The organism is Ruegeria sp. BK1 (assembly GCF_056535645.1).
This window is the reverse complement of sequence record NZ_JBQFIS010000001.1, coordinates 3,359,965-3,372,032: the sequence shown is the minus strand read 5'-3', so window position 1 is coordinate 3,372,032 and position 12,068 is coordinate 3,359,965. Positions and strand designations below refer to the sequence as shown.

The window sequence follows — 12,068 nt, the reverse complement described above, 5'->3', positions numbered from 1 at the left end:
TCGCTTCTCCTTAGCCGGATGTGACCCCCGAAGCGTGATGGGCCAAACGCGGCATTTCTTGGTTTTGATTCTCGTGGACATAAATCCACCGGAGCGCTCTACAGCTTTGTCCCGCTGGATGCAAGGTTTGTTGTATCGCACCACCGAAACCAAAAGAGGCGCCAATTTGGCGCCTCTTCATCAGTGAGTGGTGGTAGCGTTACGAGCAGTATGTGTGCTCACGCGCGATGTCCTTGATATCGCAGCGACGCACACCGATGTCGTTCAGTTCCCGATCGGACAGGCTTTGCAGCTCTGCATAGGTGCGGTTGTACTCGGTGCGCAGGGCAAAACCCTCTTTGATGCGCGCAACGAGCGCTGTGATGCGGGCGGTCAGGCCAAAGCCTTCGCGAGTAAATGTTGCTGTATGTGCCATGGTTCGTTTCCTTTCTAAGCCCGAGGCGAATTCCCCGAGTGACTGTTTGCGTTCCTGTTTGGGACAAGGCTCAGATAAGGAGGGTGGGTATCGCCAACAACGGATGTTTCGGTCTATCCGGTATGCGTCGGGGGAATAGCGATACAGGAGTTTCGCGTGTTAGGCTGAATCGAACGGATGTCCTTTTAGCGGACAAAGCCGACTTTGGCTATGATTGGCAAAACCATGGTAAACTTGGAAAGCTCATTTGATTTTTGAAGGGCCTGACAATGAGCGAAGCGTCGCTATAGTCGGCTTATGGATACTGATCTGTTGTTTTCCCACCGCTGGCCAAAGTCTTCACTGGCTAAGGATGTCGCGCAGATCGATATCATTTCCTACTCTCAGGCATATCTTGAACTGAAGACTCAAGCACCGACGCGGCCACCTGACAGAGAGTATCTAGGAGGTCGAAGCGGATACCCGAGCACAACAGGGAAAACGAACCGACGAGAAGAACACTTTGCGATTGCGATGGTCAATGCTCAGCAAAACTGGCTGTTACCGAACGGCGTCCTGTTTGAGTTAATCGACTATCAAGTTCCTTTGAAAGCCAGCCGCGCGGACCGCGAAATCGGAAAAATTGACATGTTCGGCATTACCGAGCACGGAAGACCGGTTGTGATTGAGCTTAAAGTAATCGGGCATGCCGGAGGGCCCAGTGACCCACCCCCAATCGCGTTGCTCGAGGGGTTACGATATGCCGCAATCGTCGAGGCCAATCTAGACCGTATTGCCGACGAATGTCGCAAAAGGTTCGGTCGAGAGATGCGGCTGGAGAGTCCGGAGATTGTGATACTCGGAGAAACCGATTGGTGGTCAAGTTGGTTGCTTGACAACGTAGACTTCACGATGGCTTTGGAAGAAAAAGCACAGGGTCTATCGCAATCATTGGGTCTCGGCATCAATTTCGCCTCGATCCCCAATGCCAAAGTTCAATATGGTCAACAGACAACCGCGCCCAGGCTAAAACCACTGGATCAACTGGAATACCCGTCGTTTTTGCCCAAGAGTGCAAACGTTGCTTCGCATGGAAAGGTATACGACGTCCGCCAACATGAAGAGTTGCTCCACAAGGTGTGGTGGGCACACGCAACGAAATTGTCACCGGACGATCTTGACGGTCGCGAAGGATCGAGAAGACCACCTGTAGCATCAGCCAAAAAGCCTTACCTAAACCTCATGCTTCCTGAAGAAGAGAAACAAGCTGCACAAATTAAAGCGGAAATCACACCTCAGAATCGACATAGGCACTTTGGATCTTTCAAAAGTTCTCAAGCATTGGCGCAAAGCGTGTTCGGTGCATTCAAAGCCGCTGATTGTTTGGATTTACTTGCGCAGGTACGCGCGGAATGCGGACGACCTGCATTTGGTACGCCTACCACACTGGCTAAGATGTCTATGGAGGTGGATGTCCATACCATGAACGAACCACGTTCTACTCAGTTGGACGTTTGTTTGGAAATGGAAGATTATCGCGTAGCGGTTGAATGCAAGTTTTGCGAGCCTGAGTTTGGAACGTGTTCCCGCGTTCGCGCCTCTAAGACTGAGACCCCAATTTGCAATGGTAGTTACACGCGGCAACAAGGTCGGCAAGCAAGGTGCGCGCTCTCCGAGACCGGAATTACCTATTGGGACCACATTCCAAGTGTTTTTGACTGGGACACGCTGGAAGACCTGTCGCCGTGCCCGCTATTGCCGACCTATCAGATTGTTCGCAACGTGCTTGCTGCAATTGTTGACAGTGAAGGCAGCGTGCATCCTACCAACGGACATGCAATTTTTGTGTACGATGCTCGAAACCCGGTCTACCGCCCAGGCGGAGAGGCTGACAATCAACTTAGATTAGCGTTCGCAGCTTGTCGTGTCCCGGGCCTTATCCGACGTGTGACTTGGCAGGAAATTGTACGGGTGTGCACTTGTTCGGAGGACCTAGTTTGGTTGGTCTCCAACTTGGAAAGAAAGCACGGCATACGCCCAAGCTTGGAAAAATGACTGAGCATTTTGGGCTCAAAGCGGACAAACAAGGTCTTAAACATGAAAAAAGCCCCCGCTAACAACGGGGGCGTTTCAATTCTTAACAGATGCAGCGCTTAGCCGCGTTCTTCGATGATCTCGACCAGATGCGGGATCTTGTTGACCATGCCGCGGACCGAAGGTGTATCCTCCAGTTCACGGGTGCGGTGCATCTTGTTCAGGCCCAGACCGATCAGGGTTGCGCGCTGTTCGGCGGGGCGGCGGATCGGGGAGCCGATCTGCTTGACGACGATGGTTTTTGCCATAGTACGCTACTCCTTACGCTTCGGCTTCAGCCGGTGCTTCGTCCCGCTTGGGCAGGATGTCAGCAACTTTTTTGCCACGACGTGCGGCGACTGAACGCGGGCTCTGCTCTTTTTGCAGGCCGTTGATGGTGGCGCGGATCATGTTGTACGGGTTCTGCGAGCCCAGCGACTTGGACACAACGTCCTTCACGCCCAGCATTTCGAACACTGCACGCATCGGACCACCGGCGATGATACCAGTTCCTTCAGGTGCGGTGCGCATAACCACTTTACCGGCGCCGTGACGGCCCTCGATGTCGTGGTGCAGGGTCCGACCTTCGCGCAGTTGCACGCGGATCATCTGACGCTTGGCTTGCTCAGTCGCCTTGCGGATGGCTTCAGGTACTTCTTTCGCTTTACCTTTGCCAAAGCCCACGCGGCCTTTCTGATCTCCGACAACCACCAGAGCGGCGAAGCCAAAGCGCTTACCACCTTTTACGGTTTTCGACACGCGGTTGATTGCGACCAGACGATCTGCAAATTCCGGTGCTTCTTCACGGTCGCGGCCACGGCCCCGACGGTTTTCACGTTCTGCCATTTGGCATCCCTTTTCTCATGTGGCGCATCCGGCGCCGTTTTCTTCAATCCAAGTGAGCCCCGACTAACGTCAGGGCCCCCGGATCATCGGGGCAGCCGTCAAGCCGCCCGCAGGTCTTAGATCTTCAGACCACCTTCACGCGCGGCGTCGGCAACTGCCTTCACCTTGCCGTGGAACAGGAAGCCACCACGATCGAAATAGGCCTCTTCGACGCCCGCCTTCTTGGCACGCTCGGCGATGGCCGCGCCCACTTTGGTGGCCGCTTCGACGTTGTTCTTGCCAACAACACCCAGATCTTTTTCCAGGGTCGAGGCTGCGGCCAGGGTCACGCCACGAACGTCGTCGATCAGCTGAACGCTGATGTTCTTGTTCGAACGGTGAACCGACAGGCGTACGCGGCCGGCGTTGACTTTGCGAAGTTTGTTCCGAACGCGCAGGCGGCGCTTCAGAAACAGGGTTCTTTTGCTGTTTGCCATTGTCTGCGTCCTTACTTCTTCTTGCCTTCCTTGCGGAAGATGAACTCGCCCTTGTAGCGGATACCCTTGCCTTTATACGGCTCGGGACGACGCCATTCGCGGATTTTGGCCGCGACTTCGCCCACCTGCTGCTGGTCGATACCTTCCACAACGATCTCGGTCTGCTTCGGCGCGGTGATGGTGACACCTTCCGGGGCAGTGAAATCAACATCGTGGCTGTAGCCCAGGTTCAGCTTCAGGGTGTTGCCCTGCATCTGAGCCCGGTAACCAACACCCTGGATCTCCAGCTCTTTTTTGAAGCCAGTCGTCACACCGGTTACCAGGTTGGCAACCATGGTGCGGCTCATGCCCCACTGCTGGCGGGCACGCTTGGACATGCCACGGGGGTCGATCTTGACCACGTTGTCTTCAACCGACAGCGTAACGTCGTCGGTGGCGGTGAAGCTGCGGGTGCCTTTCGGACCTTTCACTTCGATGGTCTGGCCAGACACAGAAGCGGTAACGCCGCTGGGCAGCTCGACCGGTTTTTTACCAATACGAGACATTGCAGACCTCCTTAGAAGACGGTGCAGAGCACTTCGCCGCCAACATTGTTGGAGCGAGCGTTTGCGTCCGACATCACACCTTTCGGAGTGCTGACAATCGACACGCCCAGACCCTGACGGACCTGCGGGATGTCATTGACGCCCATGTAGACGCGACGACCGGGTTTCGAAACCCGCTTCAGTTCGCGAATAACAGGGGTGCCTTCGTAGTATTTCAGGCTGATTTCGATGGCCGGATGACCGTTTTCACCGGTCGTCTTTTCATAACCACGGATGTAGCCTTCGTCCGCCAGCACGTCCAGAACCCAGCCACGCAGCTTGGATGCGGGGGTGGAAACGGTGGACTTGCCGCGCATTTGCGCGTTGCGGATACGGGTGAGCATATCGCCGATAGGATCATTCATATCTATGTCTCCCTTACCAGCTCGATTTCACCATGCCGGGGATCTGACCAGCAGAACCCAGCTCGCGCAGCGCGATACGGCTGACCTTCAGCTTACGGTAGTAAGCGTGGGGACGACCGGTCAGCTGACAACGGTTGTGCAGACGGGTAGCCGAGCTGTTGCGCGGCAGTTTCGCCAGTTTCAGACGCGCTTTGAAACGCTCTTCCATCGGGCGGCTCTCGTCATTCGCGATTTCTTTCAGCTCGGCACGCTTTGCGGCATATTTGGCCACCAGGCGTTCGCGCTTCTTTTCGCGTTCGATCATTGCTTTTTTAGCCATGTCTCAATCCTCCCGGCGCTTACGCGTTGAACGGCATGTTGAATGCTTTCAACAGGCTCTTCGCTTCAGCGTCGGTTTTCGCTGTGGTGGCAATTACGACATCCAGGCCCCAGACCTCGTCGACCTTGTCGAAGTCGATTTCCGGGAACACGATGTGCTCTTTCATGCCCATGGCAAAGTTGCCCTGACCATCGAAAGACGGCTTAACACCGCGGAAATCACGAACGCGCGGCAGCGCGATGGTGATCAGACGATCTAGGAATTCGTACATCCGGTCACCGCGCAGGGTCACTTTCGCGCCCAGCGGCATGTCTTCACGGACTCGGAAACCCGCGATCGACTTCTTCGCCTTGGTTGCAACGGCCTTTTGACCAGCAATCGCAGTCAGATCTTCGACAGCAGCTTTCGCTTTCTTCGAGTCTTTGACCGCCTCAGCACCACAACCGATGTTCAGAACGATTTTCTCCAGCTTGGGCAGCTGCATGTCGTTCTTGTAGCCGAACTCTTCTTTCAGAGCGGCACGGATGGTTTCAACGTACTGAGCTTTCAGACGCGGGGTGTAGGTTGCGGAATCAAGCATCGATCACGTCCCCTGTGGTCTTGGCGAAGCGCACCTTCTTGTCACCTTCCATGCGGAAGCCAACGCGGGTTGCTTTGCCGTTTTTGTCCAGCAGCGCCAGGTTCGACAGTTGGATCGGGTTTGCCTGAGGCAGACGACCACCTTGCGAAGTTTGCGACTGACGGGTGTGACGGATGGCAATGTTGATGCCTTCGACAACAGCTTTACCGGCTTTGGGGTCAACCGAGGAAATGGTACCCTCTTTGCCCTTGTCCTTGCCGGCCAGCACGACGACCTTGTCGCCTTTGCGGAGTTTAGCAGCCATGATTACAGCACCTCCGGAGCCAGCGAGATGATTTTCATGAAGTTCTTGCCGCGCAGTTCGCGAACAACGGGGCCAAAGATACGGGTACCGACTGGCTCGTTGTTGTTGTTTAGGATGACGGCGGCGTTGCGATCAAAACGGATCGCGGTGCCGTCTTCGCGACGGACTTCCTTGGCGGTGCGTACGACGACGGCCTTACGGACGTCACCTTTCTTTACGCGGCCGCGCGGGATGGCTTCCTTCACCGAGACGACAATGATGTCGCCAACGGAGGCGTATTTACGCTTGGAACCACCCAGGACCTTGATGCACTGAACTCGGCGTGCGCCGGAGTTGTCAGCGACATCCAGATTGGTCTGCATCTGGATCATGTGGTTTCTCCCGACCTGTGGGGGCTGGTCTGATTAGATCCCCCAGGGTTTCGACAAATGGGAAAATCCTAGGGGCTTACGCCTCCAGAACTTCCCAACGTTTCGTCTTCGATTTCGGCGCGCATTCGATGATGCGGACTGTGTCACCGACCTTGAAGGCGTTCTTTTCGTCATGAGCCCGGTATTTCTTGGACTTACGAACGGTTTTGTGCAGCAGCGGGTGCTTGAAACGACGCTCAACCGAAACGGTTACGGTTTGCTCGTTGGCGTCGCTGGTTACCACGCCGGACAGGATACGCTTGGGCATAGGATTACTCCTCCGATGCCGCAGCAGCGGCCTTTTCGTTCAGAATGGTTTTGACGCGGGCAGCGTTGCGGCGGGCCGCTTTGATACCAGCAGTGTTTTCCAGCTGACCGGTTGCCTGTTGAAAGCGCAGGTTAAAGCTTTCTTTCTTCAGGTTGGCCAGTTCCTCGCGGAGCTGGTCCGGGGTCTTGTCACGCAGTTCTTGGGCGTTCATCGCCTTTTTCCTTTGCTCAAAACACCAGAAGGCCCCGTACACGGGTCACCTTTGACCTGGTGGATGAATGATAGACATACGAATCGCCCGACAACGCCGGGAGATCGCAAGATGCCGCCGTATAAGGGTTTGAGGGTTGGGTGGCAAGAGGAAGTTTGAAAGACTCCAATCTTCCAGCCCTTTTACGATTCGAGTGATCGGAGTCTATCTGCAAATTGCGTGTCCAACTCCGTGCACAGTTTATCAAAGTCGATGAGATGTTGGAGTTTTCGACTGTGATCTTGGTGGAATTTATCAGCGTCTCCCCGAGTCAACTTAACGTTTTGCCAGTAATGTAGGCTTTGAAACTGATAGTGGTTAATCTGGAAGGTCTCGTTGTCAGAGATCGTGCGGCATGAATCCGCGCCACGTACATAGTGTACCCCGATATCCCCTAGTTTTTTCGGGACTGACGTCCTCACAAGGTACTTTCGCCATTTGTGTGGGCTCAAACCGGGTTTTCGTTTGACCAGATTTTTTCTCAAGCTGTTGGGATGTTCTTTGTGACCTGAAGTACCAAAGACCGTCCAGTTCGCATAAACAACGTCCACATCGTCAAATTGCTCTAACGCATCAACCAGCTTGGCCCCATCTTTGCAGAACCAAAACTCATCAACGTCAGCAACCAACATCCACTCAAACAACTGCGGAACCTGAAATTTTTGGAATGCCTTCCAATAATGAGCCACTTGCTTGTGTTTTTGGGGGAGACTGACAACTTCTACGAAACCAGAACTTAGGAAGCTCGAAATTACTTCCATCGAGTTGTCTGTACTTCCGTTATCGATAAGAAATACTTTGTCGGCACCCTGCTGTGCGTAGTGCTCGACCCACTCGGCCAAATTCAAGGCCTCGTTTTTTGCTGTTCCAAGTACGCAAAGGCGGTTCTTGTTGGAGTTCTGAGTTTTAGCCTTGGCAAGCTCATTCCTACGAACCTTTCTCCTATGATTCCAGAACCTGGCCCAAAGATACAGATTGTTGAGTTTGTGAAGTATTGTGCTCGAACTCATCTTGATCACGTACAATCTGGATGTTTAATGAAAAATGCTCGCGCCTGAGGTAACTGTCATCACTCCCACTTGTAGTTAAAGCTGACACTGATCCGCTCATCCTCGGCCATGTTCATCGGCACCTCGTGGCGCAGCCAGCTTTCCCACAGCAGCACGTCCCCCACCTGCGGCTTCATATAGATGAACGGCTGCAAATCCCTCCGCCCGCCTTTAACGCGCGTCGGCGCGGCCATCATGCGGCCCGAGCGGGGGTCTTCCAGTTTCAGCGCGCTCGCGCCTTCGGGCATCGCCACATAGGTCGTGCCCGAGATCACGCTGTGCGGATGCAGGTGGCTGGAGTGCATGCCGCCTTCGGGCAGGATGTTGATCCAGAGGTCTTCCAGTTTCAACGCGCCCTCGCCCAGATCGAACTCAAGATCCTTGGCGAAGGCCGCAACATGTTGATCCAGCGCCTTGACCAGATCGGCAAAGATCGGAAACCGCCACGGCAGATCGGTCAGCGAAGCATAGCTGGTATAGCCGGGATAGCCGTTCTCTTCACACCACTCCTGCCCCGCCTCATCATCCTCGGCGACAACAAGGCAAGAGCTTTCCAATTCCTGAGCGTCGATCTTCGGATCGAACTCGGAAAGAGACGCGCGGTAGAGACGGGTTACGAAGAGTGATTCAATCTGTGCCATGGGCCGGGCATACCGCAGTGTTTTCTGCAAGGCCAGTCGATTAGCTTTTGACGGGTCCTTTGCCACAGCGGGGAATTGGGCGGCCGCCATCAGCATAGGCGAGGCACAGTACGATCTCATCCGGTTTCGGCGCGTCTGGAATGTTCAGCGTCATAGTGTCGAAATGGTCGAACGACCACGGGTTATCTTTATGCCCCAGTGGCAGATCAATCGCGCAACCCGGCGCGCCTAATTTGGCATTCGAGGGGATAACCGCCTCGCCTCCGCCCGCCGCCGCGCGCATGGGAGCACCGAGTTTGGGGTGGATCACCGCCCCGCCCTGTTCAAGATCGCCGTTCACGCCGATGATCGCTGCCTTACCGTAGGATACCGGCGCACCGTCCAGTTGGGATATCGCTTCGGATGCGAGGTCCGGGCCAAGAAGCGCACCAATCTCAAACAACTCTGAAAGGTCATCCGAGAACCGTCCAGCCAGAGGGTTCATGAACACCGCCAGAGCTGCAACCCGGCTTATCGGATCACTGGGCTGGCCCAACTGATCGGTGGTTATGATTTCCTTGATGAACATCTTTTTGCGCAGCTGAACCATAGGGCCCTCCCATTTCTACCGGGCAGCCTAGGGGCGCGATAGGAAGAGGTCGACGGTTTTTGCGACCCTTAACTTCACAAGCGCAACAGAAAACCCCCGCCGGCTTCCCGACGGGGGTCAATCTTGTCACGAACGGGGTTGCCCCCTGATCGCTTACCAGTCTTCGCGAACCACGACGCGAGTCTTGATCGGCAGCTTCATCGCGGCCAGGCGCAGGGCCTCACGCGCGATGTCGTCATTAACGCCGTCGATCTCGAACATCACGCGGCCAGGCTTGACCTTGCAGGCCCAGCGGTCGACCGAACCTTTACCTTTACCCATACGAACTTCGATCGGCTTGGCCGTGACCGGAGTGTCGGGGAAGATGCGGATCCAGACACGACCCTGACGCTTCATGTGACGCGTCATGGCACGACGTGCAGCTTCGATCTGGCGTGCAGTTACACGCTCAGGCTCAAGAGCTTTGAGGCCGTAGGTGCCAAAGTTCAGATCAGAGCCGCCCTTGGCGAGACCCTTGATCCGGCCTTTGTGCATCTTGCGGAATTTAGTACGCTTTGGTTGAAGCATATCTTTCCCTCCTTAGCGACGACCGCCACCAGCACCACGAGGTGCAGGGCCGTCCTGGAGTTCCTGTGCTTTACGGTCACGTGCCTGCGGATCGTGCTCCATGATCTCACCTTTGAAGATCCAGACCTTGATCCCGATGATCCCATAGGGGGTCATCGCTTCGGCATGTGCGTAATCGATGTCGGCACGCAGGGTGTGCAGAGGCACGCGGCCTTCGCGGTACCACTCGGTCCGTGCGATTTCAGCGCCGCCCAGACGACCAGCGACGTTCACCCGGATACCCAGGGCGCCCATGCGCATGGCATTCTGAACCGACCGCTTCATTGCACGACGGAACGAAACACGACGTTCCAGCTGCTGAGCGATGGACTCGGCAACCAGCTGCGCGTCAAGCTCGGGCTTGCGCACTTCGACGATGTTCAGGTGCAGTTCGCTGTCGGTCATACGCGCAAGCTTTTTGCGCAGAACTTCGATGTCTGCACCTTTCTTGCCGATGATGACACCGGGACGTGCGGTGTGGATCGTAACGCGGCACTTTTTGTGCGGACGTTCGATGATCACACGGGCAACACCGGCCTGCTTGCACTCTTTGTTGATGAACTCACGGATCTTGAGGTCTTCCAGCAGAAGATCACCGTAGTCCTTGGTGTCGGCGTACCAGCGGCTGTCCCAGGTGCGGTTGACCTGCAGGCGCATGCCGATCGGATTTACTTTATGACCCATTAGGCTTGCTCCTCAACTTGACGCACCTTGATGGTGATCTCCGAGAACGGCTTCATGATCTTGCCGAAACGGCCACGGGCACGCGGACGACCGCGCTTCATGACCAGGTTCTTGCCAACCCATGCTTCGGCGACGATCAGCTCGTCAACGTCCAGGTTGTGGTTGTTTTCGGCATTCGCGATTGCGGACTGCAGGCACTTTTTGACGTCCTGCGCGACACGCTTGTTGCTGAAAGTCAGGTCGGTCAGAGCCTTCTCAACTTTCTTGCCGCGGATCATTTGCGCAACCAGGTTCAGTTTCTGCGGGCTGGTGCGAAGCATGCGGGTTTTCGCCATTGCTTCGTTTTCAGCCACGCGGCGGGGGTTCTTTTCCTTGCCCATGACTTACTTCCGCTTCGCTTTTTTGTCTGCGGCGTGGCCATAATAGGTACGGGTCGGCGAGTATTCACCGAACTTCTGACCGATCATGTCTTCCGAGACGTTGACGGGGATATGTTTCTGGCCGTTGTACACACCAAATGTCAGACCCACGAACTGGGGCAGAATGGTGGAACGACGCGACCAGATTTTGATGACTTCGTTGCGGCCCGACTCGCGCGCTGCTTCGGCTTTTTTCAGCACGTAAGCATCGACGAAAGGACCCTTCCAAACAGAGCGAGACATAGATTAACGTCCCTTCTTCTTGGCGTGCCGCGAGCGGATGATCAGCTTCTGGGACGCTTTGTTCTTGTTGCGGGTACGCTTACCCTTGGTGTCCTTACCCCACGGCGTAACCGGCGTACGGCCACCCGAGGTACGACCTTCACCACCACCGTGCGGGTGATCGATCGGGTTCATTGCAACACCACGAACCGACGGACGCACGCCCTTGTGGCGCATACGACCGGCTTTACCGAGGTTCTGGTTCGAGTTGTCAGGGTTGGACACGGCACCAACGGTAGCCATGCATTCCTGACGGACCATGCGCAGCTCGCCCGAGCTCAGACGGATCTGAGCGTAGCCGCCATCGCGACCAACGAACTGAGCGTATGTACCGGCTGCACGTGCGATCTGACCGCCTTTGCCAGGCTTCATCTCGATGTTGTGGACGATGGTACCAATGGGCATGCCCGAGAACGGCATTGCGTTGCCCGGCTTGATGTCGGCTTTTGCCGACGCGATGACTTTGTCACCAACAGCCAGACGCTGCGGAGCCAGGATATATGCCTGCTCGCCGTCTTCGTATTTTACCAGTGCGATGAATGCGGTCCGGTTCGGGTCATATTCGATCCGTTCGACGGTTGCCGCGACATCAAATTTGTTCCGTTTGAAGTCAACGATCCGGTAGAGACGCTTTGCGCCACCGCCGCGGCGGCGTGAAGTGATCCGTCCGGTGTTGTTCCGGCCGCCCGATTTGGTCAAACCCTCAGTGAGAGACTTGACCGGACGTCCTTTCCAAAGCTCCGAACGGTCGATCAGCACCAGCCCGCGCTGGCCCGGCGTCGTCGGCTTGTACGACTTGAGTGCCATGCTTTCTGTCTTCCGTTTAGCAAGTGCGAGGAGCGTTCCCCCGCTATGTGATAGGCCCCCGTAGGTGCCAAGGGTATAGGGCCCCGAAGGTCCCCGGTTACAAATATCAGAGGCCCCGGAAC

General features: G+C 55.7%; 21 protein-coding genes. 1 reads left to right on the top strand and 20 read right to left on the bottom strand.

Annotation, left to right across the window (positions count from 1 at the left end):
- Nucleotides 1-199: 199 nt before the first annotated feature.
- Nucleotides 200-415, bottom strand: coding sequence for a DUF1127 domain-containing protein (locus ACR3E7_RS16765; protein WP_170773626.1), 216 nt, complete (start codon nt 413-415; stop codon nt 200-202).
- 297 nt (nt 416-712) lie between these two features.
- Between ACR3E7_RS16765 and ACR3E7_RS16760 the strand changes: the two genes are divergently transcribed.
- Nucleotides 713-2,449, top strand: coding sequence for a PGN_0703 family putative restriction endonuclease (locus ACR3E7_RS16760; protein WP_480505987.1), 1,737 nt, complete (start codon nt 713-715; stop codon nt 2,447-2,449).
- Between the two features lie 98 nt (nt 2,450-2,547).
- On the opposite strand, the gene rpmD is transcribed toward ACR3E7_RS16760, so the two are convergent.
- The 19 genes from rpmD to rplB all read right to left on the bottom strand — a co-directional run bounded on the left by rpmD (nt 2,548) and on the right by rplB (nt 11,946).
- A complete protein-coding gene (rpmD, locus tag ACR3E7_RS16755) occupies nt 2,548-2,736 on the bottom strand; it encodes a 50S ribosomal protein L30 (RefSeq protein WP_074736195.1) in 189 nt (62 codons plus the stop codon).
- Nucleotides 2,737-2,749: 13 nt separating this feature from the next.
- Nucleotides 2,750-3,313: a 30S ribosomal protein S5 gene (gene rpsE, locus ACR3E7_RS16750; protein WP_170356677.1), complete on the bottom strand. Its 564-nt coding sequence runs from the start codon at nt 3,311-3,313 to the stop codon at nt 2,750-2,752.
- A gap of 116 nt (nt 3,314-3,429) precedes the next feature.
- On the bottom strand, nt 3,430-3,789 hold the full coding sequence (gene rplR, locus ACR3E7_RS16745; RefSeq protein WP_170356678.1) for a 50S ribosomal protein L18: 360 nt from the start codon (nt 3,787-3,789) through the stop codon (nt 3,430-3,432).
- A gap of 11 nt (nt 3,790-3,800) precedes the next feature.
- Entirely contained in the window at nt 3,801-4,334 is a 534-nt protein-coding gene (gene rplF / locus ACR3E7_RS16740) for a 50S ribosomal protein L6 (RefSeq protein WP_170456135.1), read from the bottom strand.
- 11 nt (nt 4,335-4,345) lie between these two features.
- Nucleotides 4,346-4,738, bottom strand: a complete 393-nt coding sequence (gene rpsH / locus ACR3E7_RS16735; protein WP_068340741.1) for a 30S ribosomal protein S8 — start codon at nt 4,736-4,738, stop codon at nt 4,346-4,348.
- A 13-nt stretch (nt 4,739-4,751) separates the two neighbouring features.
- On the bottom strand, nt 4,752-5,057 hold the full coding sequence (rpsN, locus tag ACR3E7_RS16730) for a 30S ribosomal protein S14 (RefSeq protein ID WP_068340744.1): 306 nt from the start codon (nt 5,055-5,057) through the stop codon (nt 4,752-4,754).
- Nucleotides 5,058-5,076: 19 nt separating this feature from the next.
- Nucleotides 5,077-5,637, bottom strand: a complete 561-nt coding sequence (rplE, locus tag ACR3E7_RS16725) for a 50S ribosomal protein L5 (RefSeq protein ID WP_480505990.1) — start codon at nt 5,635-5,637, stop codon at nt 5,077-5,079.
- The gene (rplX, locus tag ACR3E7_RS16720; RefSeq protein WP_170356681.1) at nt 5,630-5,941 is read right to left on the bottom strand and encodes a 50S ribosomal protein L24; all 312 of its coding nucleotides are present in this window, start codon (nt 5,939-5,941) and stop codon (nt 5,630-5,632) included. The genes rplE and rplX overlap by 8 nt, the downstream gene beginning before the upstream one ends.
- Before the next feature lie 2 nt (nt 5,942-5,943).
- A complete protein-coding gene (gene rplN, locus ACR3E7_RS16715; RefSeq protein ID WP_008757934.1) occupies nt 5,944-6,312 on the bottom strand; it encodes a 50S ribosomal protein L14 in 369 nt (122 codons plus the stop codon).
- A gap of 76 nt (nt 6,313-6,388) precedes the next feature.
- Nucleotides 6,389-6,619: a 30S ribosomal protein S17 gene (gene rpsQ, locus ACR3E7_RS16710; RefSeq protein ID WP_152459158.1), complete on the bottom strand. Its 231-nt coding sequence runs from the start codon at nt 6,617-6,619 to the stop codon at nt 6,389-6,391.
- Between the two features lie 4 nt (nt 6,620-6,623).
- On the bottom strand, nt 6,624-6,830 hold the full coding sequence (rpmC, locus tag ACR3E7_RS16705; protein WP_010437082.1) for a 50S ribosomal protein L29: 207 nt from the start codon (nt 6,828-6,830) through the stop codon (nt 6,624-6,626).
- A 182-nt stretch (nt 6,831-7,012) separates the two neighbouring features.
- A complete protein-coding gene (locus tag ACR3E7_RS16700; protein WP_480505992.1) occupies nt 7,013-7,879 on the bottom strand; it encodes a glycosyltransferase family 92 protein in 867 nt (288 codons plus the stop codon).
- Nucleotides 7,880-7,938: 59 nt separating this feature from the next.
- Nucleotides 7,939-8,559: a 2OG-Fe(II) oxygenase family protein gene (locus ACR3E7_RS16695; RefSeq protein WP_480505994.1), complete on the bottom strand. Its 621-nt coding sequence runs from the start codon at nt 8,557-8,559 to the stop codon at nt 7,939-7,941.
- Nucleotides 8,560-8,599: 40 nt separating this feature from the next.
- Nucleotides 8,600-9,148 carry an amino acid synthesis family protein gene (locus ACR3E7_RS16690; protein ID WP_480505996.1) on the bottom strand — a complete coding sequence of 183 codons (549 nt, stop codon included), beginning with the start codon at nt 9,146-9,148 and terminating at the stop codon, nt 8,600-8,602.
- A 153-nt stretch (nt 9,149-9,301) separates the two neighbouring features.
- Nucleotides 9,302-9,715 (bottom strand): 50S ribosomal protein L16, encoded by a 414-nt coding sequence (gene rplP / locus ACR3E7_RS16685; protein ID WP_058283513.1) that lies wholly within the window; start codon nt 9,713-9,715, stop codon nt 9,302-9,304.
- A gap of 12 nt (nt 9,716-9,727) precedes the next feature.
- Entirely contained in the window at nt 9,728-10,438 is a 711-nt protein-coding gene (gene rpsC, locus ACR3E7_RS16680; RefSeq protein ID WP_008758042.1) for a 30S ribosomal protein S3, read from the bottom strand.
- On the bottom strand, nt 10,438-10,818 hold the full coding sequence (rplV, locus tag ACR3E7_RS16675; protein WP_039538267.1) for a 50S ribosomal protein L22: 381 nt from the start codon (nt 10,816-10,818) through the stop codon (nt 10,438-10,440). The genes rpsC and rplV overlap by 1 nt, the downstream gene beginning before the upstream one ends.
- Before the next feature lie 3 nt (nt 10,819-10,821).
- Nucleotides 10,822-11,100, bottom strand: coding sequence for a 30S ribosomal protein S19 (gene rpsS, locus ACR3E7_RS16670; protein WP_005980699.1), 279 nt, complete (start codon nt 11,098-11,100; stop codon nt 10,822-10,824).
- Between the two features lie 3 nt (nt 11,101-11,103).
- Nucleotides 11,104-11,946: a 50S ribosomal protein L2 gene (rplB, locus tag ACR3E7_RS16665; RefSeq protein WP_170356688.1), complete on the bottom strand. Its 843-nt coding sequence runs from the start codon at nt 11,944-11,946 to the stop codon at nt 11,104-11,106.
- Nucleotides 11,947-12,068: the final 122 nt, after the last annotated feature.